Below are 25,353 nucleotides of genomic sequence, written 5' to 3'. Positions count from 1 at the left end.
TTACTCTCCGTTGTTGGTTTCGTCAGGTTTGGGATGAGGCGCGTCCGGGTGCCTGCGCGGGCCGGGTGCCGCTTCGAGCAGGGCCGTCGTCACGATGGCCGCCGGCACCGCGATGATGCCAAGACCGATGAAGAGGACCAGGGTGGTGAAGATCCGCCCGCCGGTGGTGATCGGCACCATGTCGCCGTAGCCCACCGTGGTGAAGCTTGCCACCGCCCACCACAGGCTGGTCATGATCGACGAAAAGGCTTCGGGCTGGGCGTCGTGCTCGAACAGGAAGATGCCGACCGCGCCGACATAGAGCATCAGCGCCCAGATCGCGCCGAAGACCATCAGCTCGCCGCGCACATTGCCGAGCGCTGTCGCCAGCCGTTCGAGCGAGCGCGAGGTGCGGAACAGCTTCAGCAGGCGCACGAGCCTGAGCGCACGCAGCGCCTGCCAATGCGGGTTGAGAAAGGCGATGGCGGGCAGGATCGACATCAGGTCGATCACGCCCCAGATGCTGAAGATGTAGCGCAGCGGTTTCGGCGACGCCCAGACACGGACGATATATTCGAGGCTGAACACCGCGAGGACGAAGATTTCGAACCCGCGCAGCCAGGTGCGCAGGGCCGCCGGCAGCGACGGCTCGGTTTCGAGGGCGATCGAGATGGCCGACAGCACGATCAGCGTGTCGATCGCGAGGCCGACCTTGTTGCCGTGGCGCTCGTGGTCGCCGTCGAGCAGCGCGATGATCTCGTGCCGTTTCACTTGTCCCCCTGTCTGGCCGCCTGCAGCTAGTGCGACGCATGGAACACCCGCCCGAGCGATCCCGGAGCGCCGTGATTGCCGCGCAGCGAGATTATGACCAGCACGAGGATCGTGACAAGGTAGGGCGACATCGACAGGTATTCGACCGGGATCGCCACGCCCGCTGCCTGCAGGTTGAGCTGCAGCACCGAGACGCCGCCGAAAAGGTAGGCGCCGAGCAGCACCCGCCAGGGCCGCCAGGAGGCGAAGACGACGATGGCCAGCGCGATCCAGCCGGCGCCCGCCGTCATCCCCTCGACCCATTGCGGCACGCGCACCAGGCTCACATAGGCTCCGCCCAGCCCCGCCGTCGCGCCACCGAAGAGGATGGCGAGGATGCGCACCCGCACCACCTTGTAGCCGAGCGCATGGGCGGCGGCGTGGTTTTCGCCCACCGCGCGCAGGATCAGGCCGGAGCGGCTGTATTTGAGCCAGGCCCAGACGGCGGCGACGAGCAGGACCGAGAGGTAGACCATCGGGTCGTGCTGAAACAGGATCGGGCCGAGAACCGGGATTTCCGACAGGCCGGGGATGTGCATCTTGCCGAGCGGCGGGGCCTTCATCCCGGCATAGGGCTTGCCGATCAGCGACGAGAGGCCAAGGCCGAACAGCGTGAGCGCAAGGCCGGTCGCGACCTGTGTCGACTTCAGATACTGGGTGACGAGTGCGAAGAGCAGGCTCAGCCCCGCACCGGCGCAGGCGGCGGCGATGAAGCCGAGCACCGGGCTGGTGGAATTCACCGCCGTGACGAAGCCGACCACCGCGCCGGTGATCATCATCCCCTCGACGCCGAGGTTCAGCACACCCGCCTTTTCCACCACCATCTCGCCGATTGCGGCCAGCAGGATCGGGGTCGAGGCGACCATCAGCGAGGCGATGAGCAGGATCGGGTTAATCTGGCCGAGCTCCATCACGCCACCTCCCTCTGTCCGATACGGATGCGGTAATTGGCGAAAACGTCCATCGCCAGCAGGAAAAACAGCAGCATCCCCTGGAACAGCTGGATCGCGGCGGCGGGCATCCCCAGCATGAGCTGCGCCAGCTCGCCGCCAATATAGGTGAGCGCCATCAGCAGCCCGGCGAGCAGAATGCCCACCGGGTGCAGCCGCCCGAGAAAGGCGACGATGATCGCGGTAAAGCCGTAGCCCGAGCCGAAGTCGATCGAGATCTGGCCGGCGGGACCGGATACCTCGAACAGCCCGGCCATGCCCGCCAGCGCCCCTGCCGTGCCGAGCGCGAACAGCACGAGCCGGGTGGGCGAGACCCCGGCGAAGCGCGCCGCGCGCGGGGCCTCGCCGGTGAGCCGGATGGCAAAGCCCATCTTGTGCCGGGTCATCAGCACATAGGCGAAGATCACCGCGACGAAGGCCGCGACCACGCCCCAGTGCATGCCCGAATTGGGGATGAGTTCGAGGTTGGAGGCCGCCGGATAGTCGCGCGCGAGGTTGCGCGAGCCGGGAAAGCCCATGCCGTCGGGGTTTTTCAAAAGCCCTGATGAGACGGAGGCGAGGATATTCTCGGCGACGTAGACCAGCATCAGCGAGACGAGGATTTCATTGGTGCCGAAGCGCGTCTTGAGGATGGCCGGGATCATTGCCCAGGCCCAGCCGCCAAACGCGCCCGCCACCACCATGAGCGGAAAGATCAGCCTGTTTTCCGTGGGATAGAAGGCCAGGCCTACGCCGGCGCCGACCACGGCGCCGATGATGTATTGCCCTTCCGCGCCGATATTCCAGATCCCGGCCCTGAAGCCGAGCGCGAGGCCGATGGCGATCAGGATCAGCGGCCCGGCCTTGACCAGAAGCTGCGGGCGGGAATAGGCGCCGAAGGTTTCATCGAACAGCGGATCCCAGAAGATCGTGCGGATCGCCTCGGCGGGGTTGGCGCCGAGCGCCCAGAACATGATCCCGCCCGCGATCATCGTCGCCACCACCGCGAGCAGCGGCGTCAGCGCGAGCAACATGCGCGAAGGGGCGGGGCGTTTTTCCAGCCGGATATTCATACGATCGCCTCCGCCATGTCATGTGCGCCGCCCATCATCAGGCCGATCTCGTCGATGGTGAGGTCGCGCGCCGGGCGGATCCTTGCGATCCGGCCCTCGTTCAGTGCGGTGAAATGGTCGGAGATTTCCATCAGCTCGTCGAGATCCTGGCTGATCACGATCACGCCCGCGCCCTTGGCCGACAGATCGAGGATCGCCTGCCGGATCGCGGCGGCGGCGGCGGCGTCCACGCCCCAGGTGGGCTGGTTCACCACGAACACTTCGGGGCGTTGCAGGATCTCGCGCCCGATCACGAATTTCTGCAAATTGCCGCCCGACAGCGCGCCCGCCGCAGTCTCGGTGCCCGGCGTGCGCACGTCGAATGCATCGATCACCCGGGCGGCGAAATCGCGCACCTTGCCCCATTTGATGAAGCCGTTGGACGTGAGCTGTTCGCGGGTATCGCCGGTGAGAAGCGCGTTTTCCGTCAGGCTCATTTCGGGCGCGGCGGCATGGCCCAGCCGCTCTTCCGGAGCGGCGAGCAGGCCGAGCGCCCGGCGGGCATTGGGCCGCAGCCGGCCAATGTCGCGCCCCTTGAAGCGCACCATCCCGGGCGGCACGGCGCGCTCGCCCGAGAGGGCGGCCAGCAATTCGTCCTGCCCGTTGCCGGCAACGCCGCCGATCCCCAGCACCTCGCCCGCGCGCAGATCGAACGAGATGTCCTTGAGCGGCGTGCCGAAATCCGAGGGTGCGGGCAGCGACAGCCCGGCGACGCTGAGCAGCACCTCGCCGGTTTCGCCGCCCTCGCGTTCGGGCGTGTGCAGGCTGGTGCCCACCATCATCTCGGCCAGTTCCCGCGCCGTCTTCTCACGCGGGTCGCAGGTGGCCACCACCTTGCCCAGCCGCAGCACCGTGGCGTCTTCGCACAGGCTGCGGATCTCTTCGAGCTTGTGGCTGATATACAGGATCGACGTGCCTTCGCCGGCCAGCTTGCGCAGGGTGTGAAACAGGATGTCCACCTCCTGCGGGGTGAGCACCGAGGTGGGTTCGTCCATGATCAGCAGGCGCGGGTTTTGCAGCAGGCAGCGGATGATCTCGACCCGCTGGCGCTCGCCCGCCGACAGATCGCCCACCATCCGGCCCGGATCGAGCGGCAGGCCATAGGCTTCGCTCACGTCGCGGATGCGGCCAGCCAATTCGCCGGTGGGCGGCGGGTTGTCCATGCCGAGGGCGATATTCTCGGCCACGTTCAGGGCTTCGAACAGCGAGAAATGCTGAAACACCATCGCCACCCCGGCGGCGCGTGCGGCGCGCGGATTGGCGGGGGAGAATTCGGCGCCGTTCAGCATCATGCGGCCCGTGTCGGGCTTCACCAGCCCGTAGATGGTTTTCACCAGCGTCGACTTGCCGGCGCCGTTTTCGCCCAGCAGGGCATGGACTTCGCCGGGCTTGATGGAAAAGGATACGTCCGAATTGGCGATCACGCCGGGATAGGCCTTGGTCAGACCTTCAAGCGTCAGCAGCGCGTCCGTCATCCCCGTCCCCCTGTTCGTGCGGCGCCGGGCGCGTTGCCTCTTTTTTCGCCACTCCCATGAGTAGACCGTAGGCAACGCCCACGGCAATGGCCTGGGGATGTTTTCCCAGCGCTTTCACCCCGATCGGGCACTGGATGCGCCCGATTGCGGCGTCGCCATGGCCCGCCTGCCTAAGACGTGTGCGGAAGCGTGCCCATTTCGTCGCCGAGCCGATCAGGCCGAGCGAGGCGAATCCGTGATGCAGCAGCGCATCGCAGAGCGCGAAATCGAGCGCGTGCGAGAAGGTGAGCACGAGGTGGTGGGCGCCGGGCGGCGCCAGGCGCGCGGCGGTGGCGATCTCGGGGGCGGGCAGGGCGGTGACGCCTGCGGGAATCGTGTCGGGAAAGCGTTCGGGCGCGGTGTCGACCCAGGTGAGCGACAGATCCGGCAGGGTCGCGAGCGTGGCGACAAGCGCCCGGCCCACATGGCCCGCCCCCCAGATCCAGACCGGGGTGGCGGGGCCGGTGACGGGTTCGGCGAACCAGCCGTCGATCAGCCGGGGGTCCGGGCGCGCGCCCGAATGGCGTGCCTGCGCGCGCAGGCGCTCGGCGGCGAGGGGCGGCGTTGCGGGGGCGGTTTCGGTTGCCGCGCGCAGGTGCAGCCCGTCGCCAATGCCGGCCAGAGCCGCACTATCCCAGCGCTCGTACAACAGCGCCACCGCCCCGCCGCAGCACTGGCCGAGATCGGGGCCGAGCAGCGCGGTGCGAAACCGCCGCGCCTCGCCCCGCGCCAGCATGTCTCGCGCGGCGGCGGTGGCGTCGTATTCCAGCGTCCCGCCGCCGATGGTGCCGTCCTCGCCGTCGGCCCAGACCAGCATGGACGTGCCGGTGTCGCGCGGGGCGGAGCCCTGCACCTCGGCCACCACGATGCGCACCACCGCGCCGTGGCGGGCCACGGCCTGCGCCAGAGCCGTGCGGTCGAGGCTCACCCGCGCACCTTCTGCACCGCCCGCAGCACCCGTTCGGGCGTGGCCGGCGCGTCAAGCAGCGGGTAGGCATTGCCGCAGGCCGCGACCGCGTCGGACAGCGCCATCAACGCCGAGATGCCCAGCATCAGCGGCGGCTCGCCCACCGCCTTGGAGCGGTAGATCGTCGGCACCGTGTTGGGCTGGCCCCAGAGCGCGACGTTGAACACCTCCGGCCGGTCGGAGGCGGTGGGGATCTTGTAGGTCGAGGGCGCATGGGTGGCGAGGCGGCCCCTGTCGTCCCACACCAGTTCCTCGGTGGTGAGCCAGCCGACGCCCTGGACGAAGCCGCCCTCGATCTGGCCGGTATCCAGCGCCGGGTTCAGGCTTTCGCCCACATCGTGCAGGATGTCGGCGCGCAGCATCCGGTATTCGCCGGTGAGCGTGTCGATCGCCACTTCCGTCACCGCCGCGCCATGGGCGAAATAGTAGAACGGATGGCCGGTGCCGGTGGCGCGGTCCCACGACACATCGGGCGTTTTGTAAAACCCGGTGGCCGAAAGGCTCACCCGGCCCTCGTAGCATTCCTGCGCGGCCTCGGCGAAGGACAGACGCATATTGCCCAGCTTCACCTTGCCGCCCTTGAAGCCCACATGCCGGGGCTTCAGCCCGTGCTTCTGCGCCAGATAGCGGGCCATCCGGCCGCGGATCTCGTCGCAGGCGGCCTTCACCGCCATGCCGTTGAGATCGGAGCCGGAAGAGGCGGCGGTGGCGGAGGTGTTGGGCACCTTGTGGGTATCGGTCGCGGTGATCTGCACCTGGCCGAGCCCGACGCCGAAGCTCGCCGCCGCCACCTGCGCCACCTTCTGAAACAGGCCCTGTCCCATCTCGGTGCCGCCGTGATTGAGGTGGATCGACCCGTCCTGATACACATGCACCAGCGCGCCCGCCTGGTTGAGATGGGTGAGCGTGAAGCTGATGCCGAATTTCACCGGCGTGAGCGCGATGCCGCGCTTGATCGTCTCGCTCCCGGCATTCCAGTCGCGGATCGCCGCGCGGCGGTTTTCGTAATCCGACGAGTCGACCAGCACCTTCACGATATCGGGCAGGACGAAGCCGGTCACGGGCTGGCCGTAATGGGTCTCCTGCACCTTGGTCTTGGTGTAGAAGTTCTTGCGCCGCACCGCGAGCGGATCGAGCCCGAGCGCATGGGCGATGTGGTCCATCACCCGCTCGATGCCCACCATGCCCTGCGGGCCGCCGAAGCCGCGAAAGGCGGTGGCAGAGGCGGTGTTGGTGCGCAGCCGGTGGCTTTCGATCCGGATCGCCGGGATGAAATAGGCGTTGTCGGCATGCAGCATCGCCCGGTCGGCCACCGGCAGGGTGAGATCGGCGCTCCACCCGGCGCGCACGTAATGGGTGAAATCGACCCCGACCAGCCGCCCGCCGGTATTCACGCCCGCCCGGTAGCGGATGCGGAAATCGTGGCGCTTGCCGGTGATGACCATGTCGTCGTCGCGGTCGTAGCGCATCTTGCAGGGCTTGCCGGTTTTCTGCGCCGCCACGGCGCAGGCGATGGCCAGCGCGTTGCCCTGGCTCTCCTTGCCGCCAAAGCCGCCGCCCATGCGCCGGGTTTCGACCCGGACCGCGTTCATCTGCACGCCGAGCGCCTCGGCCACCTTGTGCTGGATCTCGCTCGGGTGCTGGGTCGAGCTGGAGATGAACATCTCGCCCGCTTCGCCGGGGAGGGCGAGCGCGGCCTGACCTTCGAGGTAGAAATGCTCCTGGCCACCGATCTCGATCTCGCCTTCGATCACATGGGCGGCCCCGGTCAGCGCCGCCTCCACGTCGCCGCGCGCCCAGGTGAGCGGGCCGCCTTCGAAGTAGCTTTCGGCGGCGAGCGCCTCGTCGATGGTGATGAGCGCCGGGCGCGGGTCGATCTCGACCCTGGCACGCCGCGCCGCCGCCCGCGCCGCGCGGTGGCTGGTGGCGATGACGAGGAAGATCGGCTGGCCGTGGTAGTGCACCTCGCCGGTGGCGAGCAGCGGCTCGTCATGGGCCGAGGGCGAGCAATCGGCGGGCCGGTCGAGATCGGCCGCCGTCAGCACCGCCATCACGCCGGGAGCGCTGCGCACGGCGGAGAGATCGGCCGAGACGATGACGCCGCGCGCCTCATGGCTGAGGCCGAAGGCAAGGTGCAGCGTGCCGGCGGGCATCGGGATATCGTCAATGTAACGCGCCGCGCCGGTCACGTGGCCGCGCGCGCTGTCATGGGGCAGGGGCCTGGCGACGCTCATGAATGCACCTCCTGAAGCGACACCGCCACGCCCTGATCTTCGAGCCAGTAGCGCAGGAGCAGGTTTGCCGCCGTCGTCAGCCGGTATCCGGCGCTGGCGCGCAGATCGTCGAGCGGGGTGAAATCGGTGGCGAACTGCGCCATCGCGGCCTCGATGGTTTCGCGGCTCCACGGCTGGCCGGTCAGCGCCGCCTCGACCGCCGCCGCACGTTTTGGCACACCCGCCATGCCGCCGAAGGCGATCCGGGCAGATTGCACTTTTCCGTCCTCCACGGCGATATTGAAGGCTCCAAGCACGGCTGAAATGTCCTGATCGAACCTTTTTGAAATCTTGTAGACCTTCAGCCGGTCCGCCGCGCCTGGCATGCGCGGGATGGTGATCGCCTCGACGAACTCGCCCGGTTGCCGGTCCTGCTTGCCGTAGTCGATGAAGAAATCCTCAAGCGGGATCTCGCGGCTCGCCTCGCCCCGGCGCAGGATCAGCGTGGCCCCGAGCGCGATCAGCGCGGGCGGGCCGTCGCCGATCGGCGAGCCGTTGGCGATATTGCCGCCCACCGTCGCCGCGCCGCGCACCTGCGCCGAGGCGAAGCGCGCGAGCATGGCGGCGAAATGCGGGTGATGCTGCACCATCTCCTGACGCAGCGCCTCGATTGTCGCCGCCGCGCCGATGCGGATCATGTAGGGCGCGGTTTCGATCCGGGCCATTTCGGCGATCTGCGAGACGAAGACCACCTCGCCCAGATCGCGCATGTCTTTGTTCACCCACAGGCCGATATCCGTCGCCCCGGCGACGATGCGGGCATAGGGGTGGGTCATCAGGTAATCCGCCAGCGCGTCGATGCTGCGGGGCAGATGCGGGTTGTCGCCGTGCCGGTGCGCCGGGCCGCCGGGCAGATCGCGCAGCCATTTCGGCACCGGCTTGCGCAAGGCGATATCGGCGGCGCGCGCAATCGGCGCATAGCCGGTGCAGCGGCAGAGATTGCCCGCAAGCTGGCGGTCGTGATCCGTCTCGCCCGCGATCTGGCCCGCGGCGAGGCTCATCACGATGCCCGGCGTGCAGAAGCCGCATTGGCTGCCGTGATGCTCCACCATCGCCTCCTGCACCGGGTGCAGGCTGCCATCGGGCGCGGCGAGCCCCTCGATCGTGGTGAGCGACTTGCCGTCGAGCTGGGGCAGGAAGAGCAGGCAGGCATTGAGCGCGCGGGTGCCGGCCTCATCCGTCACCATCACCGTGCAGGCGCCGCAATCGCCCTCGTTGCAGCCCTCCTTTGTGCCGGTAAGCCCGCGCGCCTCGCGCAGCCAGTCGAGCGCGGTTTCGGTCGGATCGACCCCACGCAATTCGACGGTCTCTCCGTTCAGAAGAAACGCGATATCCATGACAATCCCGCCGCCTTACCCTGTTGACCCCGTCCCCCTTCGATGCGGCGTAGAAGGGGGCGGTCTATCGTTCCGACCAGCAAAGCGCAGAAAATCGCATATGGCAAGCCGGGCTTGATCCCGGGCAAAGCGGCGCGGCGCGCGGATGCGTAGGATCGGGGCACGTACAGGGAGGCTGCCATGAAAATCGTCTTTGCCGGGATCGCTGCGCTGCTGGCGCTGGCCGTGGCGGTGACGCTCATCTTTGCCGCCGGGTTTTCACGCGGCGTTGCGCGGCTGGATGCGCGTCTGGCCGAAGCCTCTCCCGGCGCGCCACGGCAGGATTTGCCGCCCGAGGTGGCCGCCTTCGCCCGGCGCGGCCTTGCGGGATCTGACCCGGCGCGCGCGCTTGCGCTGAAGCAGAGCGCCGAGATGCGGCTCAAGCCCGGCGCCGGGTGGACGGCACTTGCCGCCCGCCAGACCATCGCCACCGCCCGGCCCGGCTTTGCCTGGCTTGCAGAGATGCGGCTCGGTCCGCTGCCTGTGGTGCGGGTGCTGGATTCCTATGCCGATGGCGCGGGCCTGCTCGATGTGCGGTTCTTCGGGGCTTTCCGCCTCGATGCCTATGAGGGGCCGGAGGCGGCGCTGAGCGAGGGGCTGCGCTACCTTGCCGAGCTGCCCTGGTCGCCCGATGCGATCCTGACGAACCGGGCGATTACGTGGGAGATGCGGGCCGAGGGTGTGGCGGCGCGGATGGGCACCGAAGGCGGCCCGGCGGAAGTGGTTTTCACGCTCGATGCTGCCGGCGACATTGTCGGCGTGCAGGCGCGCGGCCGCCCCGCAACCCTGCCCGACGGGCGCGTCGTGCCGCTCGACTGGCGCGGAGCCTTTTCGGATTATGCCGAGATCGACGGGCGGCGGATCCCCACGCGGGGCGAGGTCGGCTATGTCTATCCGGACGGCTACGAGAGCTACTTCCTGGGCCGGGTCACGGCGCTGTCGGCGATCGAGTAGGCGCCGCCCCGGGTTCGCTCAGAGAATGTCGAGCACCTGTTCGGGTGGCCGGCCAAGGCGGGCTTTGCCGTCTTTGAACACGATAGGGCGTTCGATGAGCTTGGGCATTTCGGCCATCGCGCGGATCAGCGTGTCGTCGTCGCTGTCGCGGCTCAGCCCCATTTCCCTGAACTCGGCTTCCCCGGTGCGCATCGCCTCGATGGGCCGCAGCCCGAGAGCGGCGAGGGCGGCGCGGATTTCGGCTTCGCTCGGCGCGTCTTCGAGATATTTGCGTATCACGGGGGTCACGCCCTGCTCTTCGACCAGAGCCAATGTCTGGCGGCTCTTGCTGCAGCGCGGATTGTGCCAGATGGTTACGTCGCTCATAGCCAGTCTCCTCTCTTCGTGCCCACGGCTTGCGAGATATGGGTGAACCCGTCGCGCCGCAGATGCTCTTCCAGCCCGCGCAGGATCTCGTCGACAAGGCCGAGGCCATGATAGACGAGGGCGGTGTAAAGCTGCACGGCGCTGGCCCCGGCGGTGATCTTGGCCCAGGCCGTCTCGGCGCTGTCGATCCCGCCAACCCCGATCAGGGGCAGGTGGCCCTGCGTGAGCGCCGACAACTTGGCCAGCACCCGCGTGGACTTTTCGAACAATGGCGGCCCGGAAAGCCCCCCCTGCTCCTTACGGCTTTTACTTTTCACACCTTTGCGTTGAATCGTGGTGTTGGTGGCGATGATCCCGTCGAGCCGCACCGAGCGGGCCACCTCGGCGATGGCCTCGATCTCGTCGTCGCCGAGATCGGGCGCGATCTTGAGGAAGACGGGGGTGTATTTGTCCATCGCTTCGCGTTCGTCCAGCACCCGGCCAAGCAGCGCGCGCAGCGCATCCGCGCCCTGCAGGTCGCGCAGCCGTTCGGTGTTGGGCGACGAGACGTTGACGGTCACGAAATCGACGAAATCGCCGCAGGCTTCGAACACTTTCACGAAATCGCCGGCGCGGTCTTCGCTGTCTTTGTTGGCGCCCAGATTCAGCCCCACCGGCACCGGATGGCGGTGCGAGCGGCGGCGCAGGCGCTGGGCGGCGGCTTCCATGCCCTGGTTGTTGAACCCCATCCGGTTGATGATCGCCTCATCCTCTGTGAGCCGGAACAGCCGCGGCGCCGGGTTGCCGGGCTGCGGCCGCGGGGTGATGGCGCCCGCCTCGATGAAGCCGAAACCGGCGCGCGCCAGCGCGTCGATCACCTCGGCATTCTTGTCGTAGCCGGCGGCAAGGCCGACCGGGTTGGGCAGCTTCATGCCGGCAATGGTGGTTTGCAGCATAGGGCTGGTATAGAGCCCGGGCACCGGCGCGACCCCCGCCTTCAGCGCCATCAGCGACAGACGATGCGCGCGTTCCGGTCCGAACCGGTGCAGCACGGCCATGCCCAGCTTTTCATATGCCGTCATTCCATCTCCTCCGGAAAGCGGTGCAGCCCGTCGGGACCGGCAAGGAGCGGACGGGTCCAGACCACGTCGGTTGCGTCGAGTTCGCGGTAGAGATGCGGAAACAGCGCGCCGCCGCGCGAGGGCTCCCATTTCAGATCGGTGCCGAGCCGGTCGACGGAAACCGCGACCAGCACCAGCCCCTGCTCCCCGGCAAAATGCTTCGCGGCGGTTTCGGCGGCCTGCATGGCGGTGGAGAAATGGATGAAGCCATCGGCCAGATCGACCGGGGCGCCCGGCGTGACGCCCGAGGCTTCGAAGGCCGCCCATTCCGGGGCGCGGAAGATCTTGTAGATCAGCATGGGGTTCAGATGCCAGCGCTTGCCGCCAGCGTCAATGCTTCGTGGTGGCGCGGCCCCCGGTGCCGCCGGGATGGCGCTTTTGCCCGGGGTGTGGCCGCCGGAGAAGCGGTTTTGTCATACGCCGGTGATCCTGCAATGCAATTTGACCACATGTTCCACTTTGACAGCGGCAACAGACTCGCGCAATCTCGGGACAGTTCCAACACTAGGGGGTCTTCATGACACATAAATTTCTGGCTTCGGTCGCTGCGCTCGCTCTGACCACGGGTGTGGCGCAGGCCGATTACACGCTGACCATTCTGCACACGAACGACTTTCATGCCCGGTTCGAGCCGATTTCCGCCTTCGATTCCGGCTGCTCGGAAGAGGACAACCAGGAGGGCAATTGCTTTGGCGGCTCCGCCCGTCTGGTGACCGCCATCAACGAGGCGAAGGCGCGGACGAACAATTACATTCTCGTCGACGGTGGCGACCAGTTCCAGGGCACGTTGTTCTACACCTATTACAAGGGCGCGCTTGCGGCCGAGATGATGAACAAAATGGGTTACGACGCGATGACCGTGGGCAACCACGAATTCGACGACGGGCCGGAAATCCTGCGCGGATTCGTCGATACGGTGAACTTCCCGGTGCTGATGTCGAACGCGGATTATTCCGGCGAGGCGCTGCTGCACGAGGCGGTCCAGAAATCGGTCATCATCGAGCGTGGCGGCGAGCGGCTGGGCCTCATCGGCCTCACCCCGATCGACACTGACGAGCTGTCGTCGCCGGGGCCGAATGTCGTCTTCACCGATCCGGTGGGCGCGGTGCAGGCCGAAGTGGACAAGCTCACCGCCGAAGGCGTGAACAAGATCATCGTGCTCAGCCATTCGGGCTATCTTGTCGATCAGCGTGTGGCGGCCGAGACCACGGGTGTCGACGTGATCGTTGGCGGGCATGACAACACCTATCTGTCGAACACCTCGGAAGACGCCAAGGGTCCGTATCCGACGATGGTGAACAACACCGCCATCGTGCAGGCCTATGCCTATGGCAAGTTCCTCGGCGAGCTCAATGTCACCTTCGACGACGATGGCAACATCGTCGAGGCGGTCGGCGAGCCGCTGACCATGGACGGCCAGGTGATGGAAGATGCCGATACCAAGGCGCGGATCGCCGAGGCGGCGGCGCCACTGGACGAAATCCGCAACGAGGTGGTCGCCGAGAGCGCGGAAGCGATCAACGGCGAACGCGACAGCTGCCGGGCGATGGAGTGCCAGATGGGCAACCTGATTGCCGATGCGATGCTCGACCGGGTGAAGGATCAGGGCATTTCCATCGCCATCCAGAACGGTGGCGGCGTGCGGGCCTCGATCGACGCGGGCGAAGTGACCAAGGGCGAAGTGCTGACCGTGCTGCCGTTCCAGAACACCCTGTCGACCTTCTTCGTCTCCGGTCAGGTGATGATCGACGCGCTTGAGAACGGCGTGAGCCAGGTCGAGGAAGGCGCGGGCCGCTTCCCGCAGATTGCCGGCCTCAAATTCACCTGGGATGCGGCGGCGGAGCCGGGCAGCCGGGTGTCTGACGTGATGGTCGCCGACGGTATGGACTGGAAACCGATCGACCCGGCGGCCGAATACGGCGTGGTGTCGAACAACTTCGTGCGCAACGGCGGTGACGGCTACAGCATGTTTGTCAACGCCAGCAACGTCTACGATTTCGGTCCGGACCTTGCGGATGTGACGGCGGAATATCTCGCCGAACGCTCGCCCTATACGCCCTATGTCGACGGGCGTATCAGCGCGAAGTAAGCAAGCTCGGGCCGCCTTCGGACGGCCCGATCAAGGCGAGGGGGCGTTGCCCCCTCGCGCTCCCCCAAGGTATTTCCGGAACGAAGAAGGGGAGGGATTTCCATGACAACCGGCCATTGCACCTGCGGCGAGATCGCATACCGGCTTCACGCCGACCCGCTCATCGTTCATGCCTGCCATTGCACCTGGTGCCAGCGCGAAAGCGGTTCGGCCTTTGCGCTCAACGGCATGATCGAGACCCGGCATATCGAGGTGACGGAAGGGGCGCCGGTGGCGCGCGAATTGCCCACCGCCTCGGGCAAGGGGCAGCGGGTGATGGCCTGCCCCAGCTGCGGCGTGGCGCTCTGGGCCTCCTATCACGGCACCGGGCCGAAATTCTCCTATGTGAAGATGGGCACGCTCGACGACACCTTGGCGGTGGCGCCGGATGTGCATATCTTCACCTCGACGAAACAGCCCTGGCTTGAGCTGTCGGGCGCGGTGCCGGTGTTCGAGGCGTTCTATCGCCGCTCCGAGGTCTGGCGGCCCGAGGCTTACGAGCGGTTCCAGGCCGAACGCGCACGGGAGGCGTGAGAGATGGACCATCCGCTGATCGACCTGATCACCCAGCGCATCCGCGAGGCGGAGGCGGCGGGCGAGTTCGACAATCTGCCCGGCGCGGGCAAGCCGCTGCCGCCCGAGGACGATCCGCAAAACGCCCTGATCAACCGGCTGATCCGCGAGAACGGCGCGGTGCCGGAATTCGTATCGCTCGGACGCGAGCTGAAAAGGCTGCGCGCGGAACTGGCCGAGACCGGCGACCGCACCAAACGCCATGAGATCATGAAGGACATGTCGATGATGGAAGCCCGCATCGACATTGCCCGCAAAGCCTGGCGGCGCTGATCTGCCGCCATGTCCACACGATTTGCCCATACCTGGACCACATTTTTGCGTTTGACTGCCGGTCAGACGGTGGGGGTGGCATGTCCGGGAGCGGCTGTCATGACCGTGATGGAGCACAGTTTTGGGCTGGTGACGGCCTATGAGGAACGGGCGCTGCGGCTGCGGCTCCTGTTTCGTCTGCTGCGCGATTTCGATTTCAATGCGCCGCGGTTTCAGGGCGAGATGATCACCGATCCGGCCTGCCCGGATCAGACCGGCGAATTCTGGGCGCCGCGCTAGCCGCGCCTTTGCCAACCGCGCAGGCGGCGTCCTCGTTTCCATGCCTCCGAAGCCCGGGCGGCGAGCCTCTGCGCGGCACGGCTGCGTATTCTGCGGTGGCTCGCGGGCTATGCCCGGGGGCGTGAGGTTCGGGACTCTACGATTCTAGGATTCTAGCGTTGTAGTTCTGGCGCATCTCATTGGAATATAAGTACAATACATGATCCTGCCGTTTGCTCACCCGTCGTTCGTTGATGCAAGATGAAGACGGGCCGGCTCTGCGAGGGGCGTTCAGAGCCGGTCGCCGAGGGCGAGAAGCGGGGTCATCGCGGCGAGCAGCACTCGGCGCCGGCGGCCGAGGGGGAAGCGGGCGAGCGGCGCTTGCATCACGGTGGGAAAGGGCCGGTCGGGCGCGCGGCCGCGGATCAGATCGGCCATGATCGCGCCGGAATAGCTGGCCATCGCCACGCCGTTGCCGTGATAGGCCATCGCCGTCCAGGCGTTTTCCATCTCCGGTACCGGGCCGAGATAGGGCGTTTGACCGCGCGAAAGGTTGACGAGCCCGGACCAGGAATGCGCCGTTTCGACGCCGGCCCAGGCTGGAAACATCGCCTCGAAATCTGCGCGCATCCGCGCCATGACCCGCGCTTCGCGGGCCGGGTGCGCCTTCAGCCCGCCGCGCATGCCGAAGAGGAAGCGCCCGTCGGGCATCAGCCGGAAATAGTGCAGCAGCCGGCGTGAATCGTAGGCCATGAGGTCGGAGGTCCAGCCCTGTGCCGCGCGCTCGGCTTCGGTGAGCGGGCGGGTGACCATCACGCTCGATTGCAGCGGCATGAAGCGCCCGGCGAGCCAGCGGGGCAGATCCTCGGCGGAATAGCCATTGGTGGCGAAGAGCAGGCGGCGGGCGCGCAGGCTGCCCTGCGGGGTTGTCAGGCGGTAGGTGCCGCCTTCGCGGGTGATGCGCCGCACCTCCGATTGCCCGCGGATATCGGCGCCGGCGGCCCGGGCGGCGCGGGCGAGGCCGATGGCATAGGCGCCGGGATCGAGGCCGAAGCCGATTTTCACATGCATCCCGCCCTGCATGCTGCTGGCTTTCAGCCCGCGTTCGGCCAAAGCGGCGGATGGCAGAAGCTCGGTTTCGATCCCGTGGCGGGTGTAGCGGCTGCGGTCGGCGGCGAAGCCGCGCCAGGCGCGCGGGGAATGGGCGAGCACCAATTCGCCGTGGGAATGGGTTTTTGCGTCGATCCCATGTTGCGCAAGCAATCCGGCAACGAGGTGAATGGCCGCTTTCTCGGCCTCGACCCAAAGCCCGGCCTGATCGGCGCCGAAGCGGCGGGTGAGCGTTTCGTCGGAGGCCATTGCGCCGCCGAGGCAGCAAAAGCCGCCATTGCGCCCCGAGGCGCCCCAGCCGGGCGCATGGGCTTCCAGCACCATCACCTGCTCGCCCGCCCCGGCCAGATGCAGCGCCGCCGACAGGCCGGTATAGCCGCCGCCGACGATGGCGATATCGGTCTCGGCCTCGCTGTCCAGCACTGGCCAATCGCGGTCGAGGGCCCAGGCGCAGTCGGCGCGGGGGCCGTCAGAATAGGCGAAAGGCTCCCAGAGGCGTTTCACAACCGGCCAAGATAGGTGCGATATTCGATCTGGCTGATCGCCGAGGTAAGCTGGGCGATCTCGTCGAGGCGCACGGCGGTGTAGATGTCGCGGTAGCCGTCGCAGAACACCGCCTCGGCCACCGGGCTTTCGGCGAAGGTGTCGACGGCGGTGGCCCAGTCGGCGGTGAGCGGCTCGGCGTGGTCGCCGTTTTCGTCGTCGAGCGGCAGGGGCAGCGGCAGATCGGGGTTGTCGAGCCCATGGAGGATGCCGCCGAGAATGGCGGTCAGCACGAGGTAGGGATTGGTATCGGCGCCCGAGATGCGGTGCTCCAGCCGCGCGCCGGGCCCGGCCACTTCCGGCACGCGGACCCCGGCGGCGCGGTTGTCGAGCCCCCAGTCGGGCGCGTGCGGCGCGAAGGAATTGGGCTGGAAGCGGCGGTAGGAATTCATGTGCGGCGCGAAGATCGCCTGCAGATCGTCCATCGTATCGAGCGTGCCGGCGATGGCCTGTTTCAGCGTCGCCGAGGGTTCGTCGCCGCCATCGTCGAAGATGTTGCGCCCGGTCTTGTCGAGCAATGAGACATGGGCATGCATCCCGTTGCCGGGGTAATCGGCATAGGGTTTCGCCATGAAGGTGGCGCTCATCCCGTGTTTGCGGGCGGTGGCGCGCACGAGGCGGCGGAAGATCAGCGCATCGTCGGCGGCCTGGAGCACGTTGTCGGTGTGGTGGAAGTTGATCTCGAACTGGCCCGGCCCGTATTCGGCGATCAGCGTGTCGGGGGTCATCCCCTGGTCGATGGCGCCGTCGAGGATGGCGTCGAGGATGGCCTGGGTGCGGTCGAGCACGTCGAGATCGTAGTTCTGCGCGATGGGCGAACGGTCGGGCGGCGTCGGCGCATCGTCTTCCTCGGCGCGGGGCTTGTAGAGGTAGAATTCCAGCTCGGTCGCCACCACCGGCGTGAGGCCGCGCCTGGTGAAGCGGTCGAGCATGGCTTCGAGCTGGCGGCGGGGCGAGTAGGGGGCAACGCCGCCGTCTTCGTCGTGCATTTCCACCAGCACCTGTGCCACTTTCGTGCCGTTGGTCGCCCAGGGCACCGGCCTGAGGCTGCCGGGCACAGGGAAGAGCCGCCCGTCGGGATCGCCGATGCTGATGCCAAGGCCGGTCCCTTCGACCTCTTCACCGAGGATGTTGGGCGCATAGGTGGACAGCGGCAGGCGCACACCGCCTTCGGCGAGTTTGACCTCATCGTCCCCCGGCAGCCATTTGCCGCGCAGGATGGCGTTGATGTCGCATAGCATCAATTCGACCCGGTCCGGCCTTCCGTGGGTCTCACAGAAGGCGGCGTATTCGGCAAGAAAGTCAGTCATGTTTCAGCTCTGTTTTCGTCGCGGATTCGTTTAGCGATCGCGCGCTTGGACATCAGCGAGGTGGTTATCACGCCCACGGTGACGATCCCGATCAGGATCGCCGAGAGCGCATTGATTTCAGGGCTCACGCCGAGGCGGACGGCGGAGAAGATCTTGATCGGCAGGGTGGTGGAGGAGGGGCCGGAGGTGAAGGAGGCGATCACCAGATCGTCGAGCGACAGGGTGAAGCCGAGCAGCCAGCCCGAGATCACCGCCGGGGCGATGATCGGCAGGGTGACGAGGCGGAACGCATCCCAGCGGTTGCAGCCCAGATCGCGCGCCGCCTCTTCCAGCGAATGGTCGAAGGCCACCAGCCGTGAGGTGACCACCACCGCGACATAGGCCATCGAGAAGGTGGTATGGGCGAGGATGATGGTGATCATCCCCCGGTCGAGCCCGATCGAGATGAACAGGAGCAGGAGCGACAGGCCGAGGATCACGTCGGGCATGACGAGGGGCGCATAGAGCATCCCCGAAAACAGCGTCCGGCCGAAGAACCGGCCGCCGCGCACCAGCACATAGGCCGCCGCCGTGCCGAGGATCGTCGCCAGCGTCGACGAGACCAGCGCCACCCGCAGCGTCACCCAGGCCGCATCGAGGAAGGCTTCGTTGCGGAACAGCTCGCCGTACCACCGGGTCGAGAACCCGGCCCAGACCGTGACCAGCTTGTTGGCGTTGAACGAATAGACGACGAGCACGACCATCGGCAGGTAGAGAAAGGCGAAGCCGAGGGTGAGCGAGGTGGCGTTGAACCAGCTGAGCCGTCTCATGCGCGGCCCTCCGTGCAGACGAAATCCTGGTAAGATTTCGGCGCGGTTTCTTTCAAAGAAACCGGGGCGGCGACGAAATTGCCCAGCGTCGTCATATGTCTTTCTCCCATTGCTTTTCCTCGTTCTTGATGAAGAGGACGATGGGAATGATCAGGATCGCCAGCAGCACGATTGCCACCGCGGAGGCGACCGGCCAGTCGCGGTTGGAGAAGAACTCTTCCCACAGCACCTTGCCGATCATCAGCGTGTCGGAGCCGCCAAGCAGCGTCGGGATCACGAATTCGCCCATCACCGGGATGAAGACGAGAAAGCTCCCCGCGATGATCCCCTGCTTGGAGAGCGGCAGGGTGATCAGCCAGAAGGCCGAGGCGCGCGAGCAGCCAAGGTCTTCGGCCGCTTCGAGCAGGCTTTCATCGAGCTTTTCCAGCGCGGCATAGAGCGGCAGCACCATGAAGGGCAGGTAGGTGTAGACGATGCCGATATAGACGGCGGTGTTGGTGTTGAGGATCGTCAGGGGCTCGCCGATGAGTCCGAGATTGATCAGCACCTGGTTGAGAAAGCCCTCCTGCGCCAGGATCGCCTTCCACGCATAGACGCGGATCAGAAACGAGGTCCAGAATGGCAGGATTACCAGCATGAGCAGCGTCGGGCGCCACTCGTCCTTTGCCCGGCTCATGCCGTAGGCGATGGGATAGGCGACGATCAGCGTCATGATCGTGGAGAAGACCGCGATCTTCAGCGACGACAGATAGGCCCTCCAGTAGAGCGAGTCGGTGGTGAGGAAGATGAAATTCTCGAAGTCGAGCCCCGCCCACCAGTCGCGGATGCCCTGCCAGCCCTGGCTCAGATCGAGCGTGGGGGTGTAGGGCGGGATCGACAGCGCGTAATCCGAGACGCTGATCTTGAGCACGATCAGGAACGGCACGAAGAACAGTGCCAGAAGCCACATATAGGGCAGGGCGATGAGGGCTGCGCGCCTCATTGGGTGAGCACCACGCCGGCGCTTTCGCGCCACGACAGCCAGACTTCGTCTTCCCAGGTGAAGTCGCGCCGGGCCACGCGGGTGGCATTGGTCATCGCGGCCTTCACCATCTGCCCGTCTGCCAGCTCGACGTGATAGGTCGAGACATTACCCAGATAGCCGATGTCGATGATCTTGCCGAAGGCGACATTTGAGCGGTCTTCGGGCTGATCGCGCGACACGCGGATTTTTTCGGGGCGGATGGCGTAGGTGACCGTCTGGCCATCGGAAATCTCGCTGGTCACCTCGGCGGTGATCGGCGGTTCGCCCTCATGGAAGCGGATCTCGCAAAGATCGGGGCCGGTCCGGGTGGCGGTGCCTTCGATCAGGTTAACATCGCCAATGAAATCGGCGACATAGACCGAGTTGGGCATCTCGTAGACCTGGGCCGGCGTATCGACCTGGATGATCTTGCCGTGGTCCATCACCGCGATGCGCGAGGCGACGGTCATCGCCTCTTCCTGGTCGTGGGTGACGATCACGAAGGTGGTGCCGGTCTTTTCCTGAATGTCCATCAGCTCGAACTGCGTTTCCTCGCGCAGTTTACGGTCGAGCGCGCCGAGCGGCTCGTCGAGCAGCAGCAGCTTCGGCGCCTTGGCGAGCGAGCGGGCGAGGGCCACGCGCTGGCGCTGGCCGCCGGAAATCTGGTGCGGCTTGCGGCGGGCGAATTGCTCGAGCCGGGTCAGGCGCAGCATCTCTTCGACCCGGGTGGCGATCTTGTCGCCTGGCATCTTGTCGCGCTTGAGGCCGAAGGCGATGTTGTCCCACACCGAGAGGTGGGGGAAGAGCGCGTAGCTCTGGAACATCATGTTGACCGGGCGTTCATTGGGCGGGATGCCGACCATGTTCTTGCCGCCGAGCAGGATCTCGCCTTCGGTGGGGCTTTCGAAGCCCGCGAGCATCCGCATCATCGTTGTCTTGCCGCAGCCGGACGGGCCGAGCAGGGCAAAGAATTCCTTCTCGTAGATGTCGAGCGTGAGGTCGTCGATTGCGGTGAAGTCGCCGAATTTCTTGGTGACCGAGCGGAACTCGATCAGCGGTTTGGCGTCCGGATCGGTCCATGGCGCGAACAGGTCGGTTATCGGTTTCGGTTTGCGGGGTTTCTCCGCCATGGGCACCTCGGGCAGCTCGCAGAAGAAGAACCCCCGCGCCGGGTGGCGCGGGGGTGATCACAGGGCTCAGATGCCCGACTTGATCTTGGTCCACATCCGGGTGACCGACCGCTGAAGTTGCGGGTCGTAGCCATCCTTGACGTAGAGGTTCTCCAGCGTCGCCTCATCCGGGTAGATCGCGGTATCGTCGATCACGTCTTCGATCAGGAATTCCTGGCTCGCCAGGTTGCCGTTGGCGTAATAGACGTAGTTCGACGCCTGCGCCATGTTCTGGGCGTCCATGATGAAGTTGAGGAAGGCATGCGCGCCATCCGGGTTCGGCGCGTCGGCCGGGATCGCCATCTGGTCGAACCACATCAGCGCGCCTTCCTTCGGCGCATGGTATTCGATCTCGACGCCATTGTCGGCCTCGGCGGCGCGGTCGCGCGCCTGCAGGATGTCGCCCGACCAGCCGAAAGCCACGCAGACCTCACCGTTCGCCAGCGCCTCGATATATTCCGAGGAGTGGAATTTCTGCACATAGGGCCGGATCGGGGTGAACACGGCCTCGGCCTTGGCCACCACGTCGGCATCCATCGAGTTGGGGTCTTCGCCGATGTATTTCAGCGCCGCCGGGATCATCTCGTCCGGGGCGTCGAGCATCATCACGCCGCATTCGGCGAGCTTTTCCATATTGGCCGGATCGAAGACCAGCGCCAGGCTGTCGATCGGCGCGTCCTCGCCGAGAATCTCGCGCACCTTGCCCACGTTGGCGCCGATGCCGGTGGTGCCCCACATGTAGTTGATCGCGTATTCGTTGCCGGGGTCATAGCGCGCGGTGCGGCTCGAAATCACGTCCCACATATTGCCGATATTGGGCAACTTCGCCATGTCGAGCTTCTGGAACACGCCGGCCTGAATCTGGCGGGCGAGGAAGGAGCCGGTCGGCACCACCACGTCATAGCCCGAGCCGCCGGCGAGCATCTTGGTTTCCAGCACTTCGTTGGAATCGAACACGTCGTAGATCAGGTCATAGCCGGTTTCGTCCTCGAACTTCTGTAGCAGCTCTTCGTCGATATAGTCGGACCAGTTGTAGACCCGCACCTCTTCGGCAGCCGCGGCGCCTGCGATCAGCGCGAAGCTCGTGCTCAGCAGCATCAGCTTTGTCTTCATTTCTCCACTTTCTCCCTTGATCGGCGCTGTGGCCGGTGTTGGACTTTTGATCAAAACTAGCCGTAACGGCGGATATGGTCAAATCCCCCGCGAGGCGATACCCTGATTTTTGAGATTATAGGCTTGGCGCACAAGCGCAATGGACAACGAAGAACGAGTGACCGGGATGAACCACGACCCTGCGAAACTGCCCGACCATGAACGCGCCTATCGCGGCCTGCGCGATATGGTGCTCTACGGCGAGCTGGCCCCGGGCCAGCCGGTGACGATCCAGGGGCTGGTCGATGCGCTCGGTCTGGGCATGACCCCGGTGCGCGAGGCGATCCGCCGGCTGACCAGCCAGGGCGCGCTGGTGTTCAAGGGCAACCGCCGGGTGGAGGTGCCCGAAATGTCGCTCGAACAATATCGCGAACTGGCCTTCGCGCGCCGCGCCGTCGAGCCGGAACTGGCGCGCCGCGCCGTTGAAAACTTGACGGATGACGATATCACGATGCTCTCCAGGGTGGATGCGAAGGTCGATGAGGCAATCGAGCGCGGCGACGTGCGGGGCTATCTGGAGCACAACCATCTTTTCCACGCCCGGCTCTATGCGCTCTCCGGCGCCGATGTGCTGATCGGCATTTCCGAGATGCTGTCGCTGCGGTCCGGCCCGTCTTTGCGGGTCATGCTCGGACGCCACGGCACGGCCAACCTGCCCGACATGCACCGCGAGGCGCTGGCGGCGATGCGCGCCCGCGACGCCGAGGGCGTGGCGGCGGCCATTCTTGGCGATATCGAGCAGGGAATCGCATCTGTGACACGAAGCCTCACCGCCGCCGACGCCTGATCAAACAGGCAGAGGGCGCGTTGACAGCCCAACATTTGATCATATTGTGAACGCCGATTCCCACCCGAGGAGCTGCAGATGAACAAGATTACGAATCACTTGCCCACAGCCGAGTTGCAGGCGCTGGACGCCGCGCACCACATGCACCCCTTCACCGCCAACGCCTTTCTGGCCGAAAAAGGCGCGCGCGTGATCACCCGCGCCACCGGCGTGACGCTGACCGACAGCGAGGGCGAACAGATCCTCGATGCGATGGCGGGGCTGTGGTGCGTGAATATCGGCTATGGCCGTGACGAGCTGGCCGATGTGGCCTATCGCCAGATGAAGGAGCTGCCCTATTACAACACCTTCTTCATGTCGACGCATGTGCCCGCCATCGCGCTGGCCGACAAGGTGGCGGAACTGGCGCCGGGCAATCTCAACCACGTCTTCTTCGCCTCCGGCGGGTCGGAAGCGAACGACACCAATATCCGCCTCGTGCGCACCTATTGGCAGAATCTCGGCAAACCCTCGAAGCAGATCATCATCGGCCGCAACAACGCCTATCACGGCTCCACCCTCGGCGCGACGAGCCTTGGCGGGATGAAGGGGATGCAGGCGCAGGGCGGGCTGCTGCCCGGCTTCGCCCATATCGGCCAGCCGCACTGGTACCTGGAAGGCGGCGATATGAGCCCCGAGGAATTCGGCCTGATGCGCGCGCGCGAGCTGGAAGCCAAGATCGCGGAACTGGGGGAAGAGAACGTGGCCGCCTTCATCGCCGAGCCGGTGCAGGGCGCGGGCGGCGTGATCGTGCCGCCCGACAGCTACTGGCCCGAGATCCAGCGGATCTGCGACGCGCATGACATCCTGCTGATCGTCGACGAGGTCATCACCGGCTTCGGGCGCACCGGCGAATGGTTCGGCACGCAATATTACGGGCTGCGCCCCGATATCATCACCATCGCCAAGGGGCTCTCGTCGGGCTATGCGCCGATCGGCGGTTCGGTGGTGTCGGACCATGTGGCCGAGGTGCTGGGCCGCGAGGAATTCGCCCATGGCTACACCTATTCCGGCCACCCGGTTGCCGCCGCCGTGGCGCTGGAAAACCTGCGCATTCTGGAAGACGAAAAGATCGTCGACCATGTGAAGAACGAGGCCGCGCCCTACCTCGCCGAGAAGTGGCACCAGCTTGGCGATCACCCCTTCGTGGGCGAGACCAAGATCGTCGGCATGATGGCCTCGCTGGCGCTGACCGCCGACAAATCGGTGCGCAAGCCGTTCGAAAGCCCGGCCGGAACGGTGGGCTACATGGTGCGCGAGAAGTGCTTTGCCAACAACCTCATCATGCGCCATGTCGGCGACCGGATGATCGTCGCCCCGCCGCTGGTGATGACGAAAGCCGATATCGACCTGTTGTTCGAGCGCGCCGTGAAATCGCTCGACGAGGGCTATGCCGCGGTGAAGGAGGCAGGGCTTCTGAAAACCGCCGGGTGACGCCTGCGGCGGGCGGGGCGAGGGGCGCTGCCCCTCGCGCTCCCCGGGATATTTTGGGCAAGATGAAAGGGCATCATGGCGCGGCTCGACATTCTCACCGCCAATGACCGGCCTGGGGAATATCCCGGCTCGTATTATGCCGCGACGGCGACGGCGCTGGAGCCGTTCGACGAGGCTTTGGGCGAGATTGCCTGCGACGTGGCGGTGATCGGCGGCGGCTTCACCGGGCTTTCGGCAGCGTTGCATCTGGCCGAGGCGGGCATGGATGTGGTGGTGCTGGAAGCGCATCGGGTGGGCTTTGGCGCATCGGGGCGCAATGGCGGGCAGGTGCATCCGGGCCAGCGGGTGGATCAGGACGGGCTGGAAGAGATGGTCGGCCCTGACATGGCGCGCCGGTTGTGGGATATCGCGGTCGAAAGCGTCGATCTGACCATCGACTATGCCAGGCGCTACGCGCCCGAGGCCGCTTATGTGCCGGGGCTGATCCATGCCGATCACCGCCAGCGCTTCGTGGCCCATTCCCACGCCTATGCCGAAAAGCTGAACCGTGACTACGGCTATGACAGGATCCGCCCGCTGGCGCGGGACGAGATCCGGGCAAAGGTCGGGTCCGGGGCCTATTTTGGCGGCGTGGAGGATATGGGGGGCGGGCATTTGCACCCGCTGAACTATGCTTTGGGGCTGGCGCGCGCCGCACGGGAGGCGGGCGCGCGGATATTCGAGCGCTCGCGGGTCGGGTGGGTGTCGGAGAGCGAGCCGGTGCGGCTCGGCACCGCCAAGGCCAAAGTTTCGGCGCGCTACCTGCTCTGGGCCACGAACGGCTATCTCGGCGATCTCGACAGGCGGATCGCGTCGAAGGTGATGCCGATCAACAATTTCATGATCGCCACCGAACCGCTCGGGGCGCTGGCCGATGAACTGATCCCGGAAAACCAGGCGGTGGCGGATTCGAAATTCGTCATCAACTATTTCCGGCTGTCGGAAGACAGACGGATGCTGTTCGGCGGCGGCGAGAGCTATGGCTACCGGTTTCCCGCCGATATCGCCGCCAAGGCGCGCGGGCCGATGCTGGAGATTTTCCCGCAGCTCGCGCAGGCGAAGATCGACTATGCCTGGGGCGGGACGCTGGGGATCACGGTGAACCGGATGCCGCATTTCGAGCGGATCTCGGGCAATATCCTCACCGCCGGGGGCTATTCCGGCCACGGCGTGGCGCTGGCCACGCTGGGCGGCAAGCTGGCGGCGGAGGCGATGCTGGGGCAGGCGGGGCGGTTTGACCTGATGGCCTCGGTGCCGACCTTGCGCTTTCCCGGCGGTCCGGCGATGCGCACGCCGCTCCTGGTGCTGGCGATGCTCTGGTTCTCGCTGCGCGACAAGCTCTGATT

The 25,353-nt window shown here is 66.2% G+C and carries 24 protein-coding genes; 8 read left to right on the top strand and 16 right to left on the bottom strand.

Annotated features, from left to right (window positions below; translation table 11 throughout):
* From QMG28_RS06695 to xdhA, 7 genes are read right to left on the bottom strand one after another with little or no spacing between them, the layout of a single operon-like run.
* The gene (locus QMG28_RS06695; RefSeq protein WP_281841437.1) at positions 1 to 750 is read right to left on the bottom strand and encodes an ion transporter; all 750 of its coding nucleotides are present in this window, start codon (positions 748 to 750) and stop codon (positions 1 to 3) included.
* Between the two features lie 26 nt (positions 751 to 776).
* Positions 777 to 1,700, bottom strand: a complete 924-nt coding sequence (locus QMG28_RS06690; RefSeq protein ID WP_281841436.1) for an ABC transporter permease — start codon at positions 1,698 to 1,700, stop codon at positions 777 to 779.
* Positions 1,700 to 2,791 carry an ABC transporter permease gene (locus tag QMG28_RS06685; RefSeq protein WP_281841435.1) on the bottom strand — a complete coding sequence of 364 codons (1,092 nt, stop codon included), beginning with the start codon at positions 2,789 to 2,791 and terminating at the stop codon, positions 1,700 to 1,702. The genes QMG28_RS06690 and QMG28_RS06685 overlap by 1 nt, the downstream gene beginning before the upstream one ends.
* Positions 2,788 to 4,305 (bottom strand): ABC transporter ATP-binding protein, encoded by a 1,518-nt coding sequence (locus QMG28_RS06680; RefSeq protein ID WP_281841434.1) that lies wholly within the window; start codon positions 4,303 to 4,305, stop codon positions 2,788 to 2,790. Before QMG28_RS06680 ends, QMG28_RS06685 begins: the two co-directional genes overlap by 4 nt.
* Positions 4,280 to 5,272: a xanthine dehydrogenase accessory protein XdhC gene (xdhC, locus tag QMG28_RS06675; RefSeq protein ID WP_281841433.1), complete on the bottom strand. Its 993-nt coding sequence runs from the start codon at positions 5,270 to 5,272 to the stop codon at positions 4,280 to 4,282. Before xdhC ends, QMG28_RS06680 begins: the two co-directional genes overlap by 26 nt.
* Positions 5,269 to 7,545 (bottom strand): xanthine dehydrogenase molybdopterin binding subunit, encoded by a 2,277-nt coding sequence (xdhB, locus tag QMG28_RS06670; protein WP_281841432.1) that lies wholly within the window; start codon positions 7,543 to 7,545, stop codon positions 5,269 to 5,271. The genes xdhC and xdhB overlap by 4 nt, the downstream gene beginning before the upstream one ends.
* Positions 7,542 to 8,921: a xanthine dehydrogenase small subunit gene (gene xdhA / locus QMG28_RS06665; protein ID WP_281841431.1), complete on the bottom strand. Its 1,380-nt coding sequence runs from the start codon at positions 8,919 to 8,921 to the stop codon at positions 7,542 to 7,544. Before xdhA ends, xdhB begins: the two co-directional genes overlap by 4 nt.
* 180 nt (positions 8,922 to 9,101) lie before the next feature.
* On the opposite strand from xdhA, the gene QMG28_RS06660 reads away from it, so the two are divergent.
* Positions 9,102 to 9,914 carry a DUF6544 family protein gene (locus tag QMG28_RS06660; RefSeq protein WP_281841430.1) on the top strand — a complete coding sequence of 271 codons (813 nt, stop codon included), beginning with the start codon at positions 9,102 to 9,104 and terminating at the stop codon, positions 9,912 to 9,914.
* A gap of 18 nt (positions 9,915 to 9,932) precedes the next feature.
* On the opposite strand, the gene arsC is transcribed toward QMG28_RS06660, so the two are convergent.
* Genes arsC through QMG28_RS06645 form a run of 3 tightly spaced genes read right to left on the bottom strand, consistent with a single transcriptional unit; the run spans position 9,933 to position 11,679 of the window.
* Positions 9,933 to 10,280, bottom strand: a complete 348-nt coding sequence (gene arsC / locus QMG28_RS06655) for an arsenate reductase (glutaredoxin) (RefSeq protein ID WP_281841429.1) — start codon at positions 10,278 to 10,280, stop codon at positions 9,933 to 9,935.
* Complete coding sequence (locus tag QMG28_RS06650) at positions 10,277 to 11,341, bottom strand: quinone-dependent dihydroorotate dehydrogenase (protein WP_281841428.1); 1,065 nt, start codon at positions 11,339 to 11,341, stop codon at positions 10,277 to 10,279. Before QMG28_RS06650 ends, arsC begins: the two co-directional genes overlap by 4 nt.
* Positions 11,338 to 11,679: a DUF952 domain-containing protein gene (locus QMG28_RS06645; protein ID WP_281841427.1), complete on the bottom strand. Its 342-nt coding sequence runs from the start codon at positions 11,677 to 11,679 to the stop codon at positions 11,338 to 11,340. The genes QMG28_RS06650 and QMG28_RS06645 overlap by 4 nt, the downstream gene beginning before the upstream one ends.
* A 218-nt stretch (positions 11,680 to 11,897) precedes the next feature.
* On the opposite strand from QMG28_RS06645, the gene QMG28_RS06640 reads away from it, so the two are divergent.
* The 4 genes from QMG28_RS06640 to QMG28_RS06625 all read left to right on the top strand — a co-directional run bounded on the left by QMG28_RS06640 (position 11,898) and on the right by QMG28_RS06625 (position 14,633).
* Positions 11,898 to 13,469: a bifunctional metallophosphatase/5'-nucleotidase gene (locus tag QMG28_RS06640; protein ID WP_281841426.1), complete on the top strand. Its 1,572-nt coding sequence runs from the start codon at positions 11,898 to 11,900 to the stop codon at positions 13,467 to 13,469.
* A gap of 102 nt (positions 13,470 to 13,571) precedes the next feature.
* The gene (locus QMG28_RS06635) at positions 13,572 to 14,042 is read left to right on the top strand and encodes a GFA family protein (protein ID WP_281841425.1); all 471 of its coding nucleotides are present in this window, start codon (positions 13,572 to 13,574) and stop codon (positions 14,040 to 14,042) included.
* Between the two features lie 3 nt (positions 14,043 to 14,045).
* Positions 14,046 to 14,354 (top strand): DnaJ family domain-containing protein, encoded by a 309-nt coding sequence (locus QMG28_RS06630; RefSeq protein ID WP_281841424.1) that lies wholly within the window; start codon positions 14,046 to 14,048, stop codon positions 14,352 to 14,354.
* A gap of 99 nt (positions 14,355 to 14,453) precedes the next feature.
* Positions 14,454 to 14,633, top strand: a complete 180-nt coding sequence (locus tag QMG28_RS06625) for a hypothetical protein (protein WP_281841423.1) — start codon at positions 14,454 to 14,456, stop codon at positions 14,631 to 14,633.
* 270 nt (positions 14,634 to 14,903) lie between these two features.
* Here QMG28_RS06625 and QMG28_RS06620 read toward each other — a convergent pair whose 3' ends face one another.
* The 6 genes from QMG28_RS06620 to QMG28_RS06595 form a co-directional block, all read right to left on the bottom strand.
* Entirely contained in the window at positions 14,904 to 16,226 is a 1,323-nt protein-coding gene (locus QMG28_RS06620) for an NAD(P)/FAD-dependent oxidoreductase (RefSeq protein ID WP_281841422.1), read from the bottom strand.
* Positions 16,223 to 17,575: a glutamine synthetase family protein gene (locus tag QMG28_RS06615; RefSeq protein ID WP_281841421.1), complete on the bottom strand. Its 1,353-nt coding sequence runs from the start codon at positions 17,573 to 17,575 to the stop codon at positions 16,223 to 16,225. Before QMG28_RS06615 ends, QMG28_RS06620 begins: the two co-directional genes overlap by 4 nt.
* Positions 17,572 to 18,384, bottom strand: a complete 813-nt coding sequence (locus QMG28_RS06610) for an ABC transporter permease (protein ID WP_281841420.1) — start codon at positions 18,382 to 18,384, stop codon at positions 17,572 to 17,574. The genes QMG28_RS06615 and QMG28_RS06610 overlap by 4 nt, the downstream gene beginning before the upstream one ends.
* Positions 18,385 to 18,475: 91 nt before the next feature.
* Positions 18,476 to 19,366 carry an ABC transporter permease subunit gene (locus QMG28_RS06605; protein WP_281841419.1) on the bottom strand — a complete coding sequence of 297 codons (891 nt, stop codon included), beginning with the start codon at positions 19,364 to 19,366 and terminating at the stop codon, positions 18,476 to 18,478.
* Positions 19,363 to 20,517, bottom strand: a complete 1,155-nt coding sequence (locus QMG28_RS06600; RefSeq protein WP_281841418.1) for an ABC transporter ATP-binding protein — start codon at positions 20,515 to 20,517, stop codon at positions 19,363 to 19,365. Before QMG28_RS06600 ends, QMG28_RS06605 begins: the two co-directional genes overlap by 4 nt.
* Before the next feature lie 66 nt (positions 20,518 to 20,583).
* Positions 20,584 to 21,669, bottom strand: coding sequence for a polyamine ABC transporter substrate-binding protein (locus QMG28_RS06595; RefSeq protein ID WP_281841417.1), 1,086 nt, complete (start codon positions 21,667 to 21,669; stop codon positions 20,584 to 20,586).
* Positions 21,670 to 21,808: 139 nt separating this feature from the next.
* Here QMG28_RS06595 and QMG28_RS06590 point away from each other — a divergent pair, with 139 nt between their 5' ends.
* From QMG28_RS06590 to QMG28_RS06580, 3 genes are all read left to right on the top strand, one after another.
* Entirely contained in the window at positions 21,809 to 22,495 is a 687-nt protein-coding gene (locus tag QMG28_RS06590; protein ID WP_281841416.1) for a GntR family transcriptional regulator, read from the top strand.
* Positions 22,496 to 22,573: 78 nt separating this feature from the next.
* Positions 22,574 to 23,968, top strand: a complete 1,395-nt coding sequence (locus QMG28_RS06585; RefSeq protein ID WP_281841415.1) for an aspartate aminotransferase family protein — start codon at positions 22,574 to 22,576, stop codon at positions 23,966 to 23,968.
* Between the two features lie 75 nt (positions 23,969 to 24,043).
* Positions 24,044 to 25,351: an NAD(P)/FAD-dependent oxidoreductase gene (locus QMG28_RS06580; protein WP_281841414.1), complete on the top strand. Its 1,308-nt coding sequence runs from the start codon at positions 24,044 to 24,046 to the stop codon at positions 25,349 to 25,351.
* The last annotated feature ends 2 nt before the right edge of the window (positions 25,352 to 25,353 follow it).

The organism is Sinisalibacter aestuarii, from assembly GCF_027923545.1.
GTDB classification, from domain to species: domain Bacteria; phylum Pseudomonadota; class Alphaproteobacteria; order Rhodobacterales; family Rhodobacteraceae; genus Sinisalibacter; species Sinisalibacter aestuarii.
Note: the sequence above shows the minus strand (reverse complement) of the source record. Positions and strands in the feature narration are given on the sequence as shown.

Bases quoted from the DNA above. Each gene is read 5' to 3' on its own strand.
- QMG28_RS06625 (WP_281841423.1), top strand. From the start codon at position 14,454: ATGACCGTGATGGAGCACAGTTTTGGGCTGGTGACGGCCTATGAGGAA.
- QMG28_RS06600 (WP_281841418.1), bottom strand. From the start codon at position 20,517: ATGGCGGAGAAACCCCGCAAACCGAAACCGATAACCGACCTGTTCGCG.
- QMG28_RS06645 (WP_281841427.1), bottom strand. From the start codon at position 11,679: ATGCTGATCTACAAGATCTTCCGCGCCCCGGAATGGGCGGCCTTCGAA.
- QMG28_RS06690 (WP_281841436.1), bottom strand. From the start codon at position 1,700: ATGGAGCTCGGCCAGATTAACCCGATCCTGCTCATCGCCTCGCTGATG.
- QMG28_RS06615 (WP_281841421.1), bottom strand. From the start codon at position 17,575: ATGACTGACTTTCTTGCCGAATACGCCGCCTTCTGTGAGACCCACGGA.
- QMG28_RS06595 (WP_281841417.1), bottom strand. From the start codon at position 21,669: ATGAAGACAAAGCTGATGCTGCTGAGCACGAGCTTCGCGCTGATCGCA.
- QMG28_RS06685 (WP_281841435.1), bottom strand. From the start codon at position 2,791: ATGAATATCCGGCTGGAAAAACGCCCCGCCCCTTCGCGCATGTTGCTC.
- QMG28_RS06580 (WP_281841414.1), top strand. From the start codon at position 24,044: ATGGCGCGGCTCGACATTCTCACCGCCAATGACCGGCCTGGGGAATAT.
- QMG28_RS06660 (WP_281841430.1), top strand. From the start codon at position 9,102: ATGAAAATCGTCTTTGCCGGGATCGCTGCGCTGCTGGCGCTGGCCGTG.
- QMG28_RS06635 (WP_281841425.1), top strand. From the start codon at position 13,572: ATGACAACCGGCCATTGCACCTGCGGCGAGATCGCATACCGGCTTCAC.
- QMG28_RS06605 (WP_281841419.1), bottom strand. From the start codon at position 19,366: ATGAGGCGCGCAGCCCTCATCGCCCTGCCCTATATGTGGCTTCTGGCA.
- QMG28_RS06610 (WP_281841420.1), bottom strand. From the start codon at position 18,384: ATGAGACGGCTCAGCTGGTTCAACGCCACCTCGCTCACCCTCGGCTTC.
- xdhB (WP_281841432.1), bottom strand. From the start codon at position 7,545: ATGAGCGTCGCCAGGCCCCTGCCCCATGACAGCGCGCGCGGCCACGTG.
- QMG28_RS06585 (WP_281841415.1), top strand. From the start codon at position 22,574: ATGAACAAGATTACGAATCACTTGCCCACAGCCGAGTTGCAGGCGCTG.
- QMG28_RS06640 (WP_281841426.1), top strand. From the start codon at position 11,898: ATGACACATAAATTTCTGGCTTCGGTCGCTGCGCTCGCTCTGACCACG.
- QMG28_RS06590 (WP_281841416.1), top strand. From the start codon at position 21,809: ATGGACAACGAAGAACGAGTGACCGGGATGAACCACGACCCTGCGAAA.
- QMG28_RS06680 (WP_281841434.1), bottom strand. From the start codon at position 4,305: ATGACGGACGCGCTGCTGACGCTTGAAGGTCTGACCAAGGCCTATCCC.
- xdhA (WP_281841431.1), bottom strand. From the start codon at position 8,921: ATGGATATCGCGTTTCTTCTGAACGGAGAGACCGTCGAATTGCGTGGG.
- arsC (WP_281841429.1), bottom strand. From the start codon at position 10,280: ATGAGCGACGTAACCATCTGGCACAATCCGCGCTGCAGCAAGAGCCGC.
- QMG28_RS06650 (WP_281841428.1), bottom strand. From the start codon at position 11,341: ATGACGGCATATGAAAAGCTGGGCATGGCCGTGCTGCACCGGTTCGGA.
- QMG28_RS06630 (WP_281841424.1), top strand. From the start codon at position 14,046: ATGGACCATCCGCTGATCGACCTGATCACCCAGCGCATCCGCGAGGCG.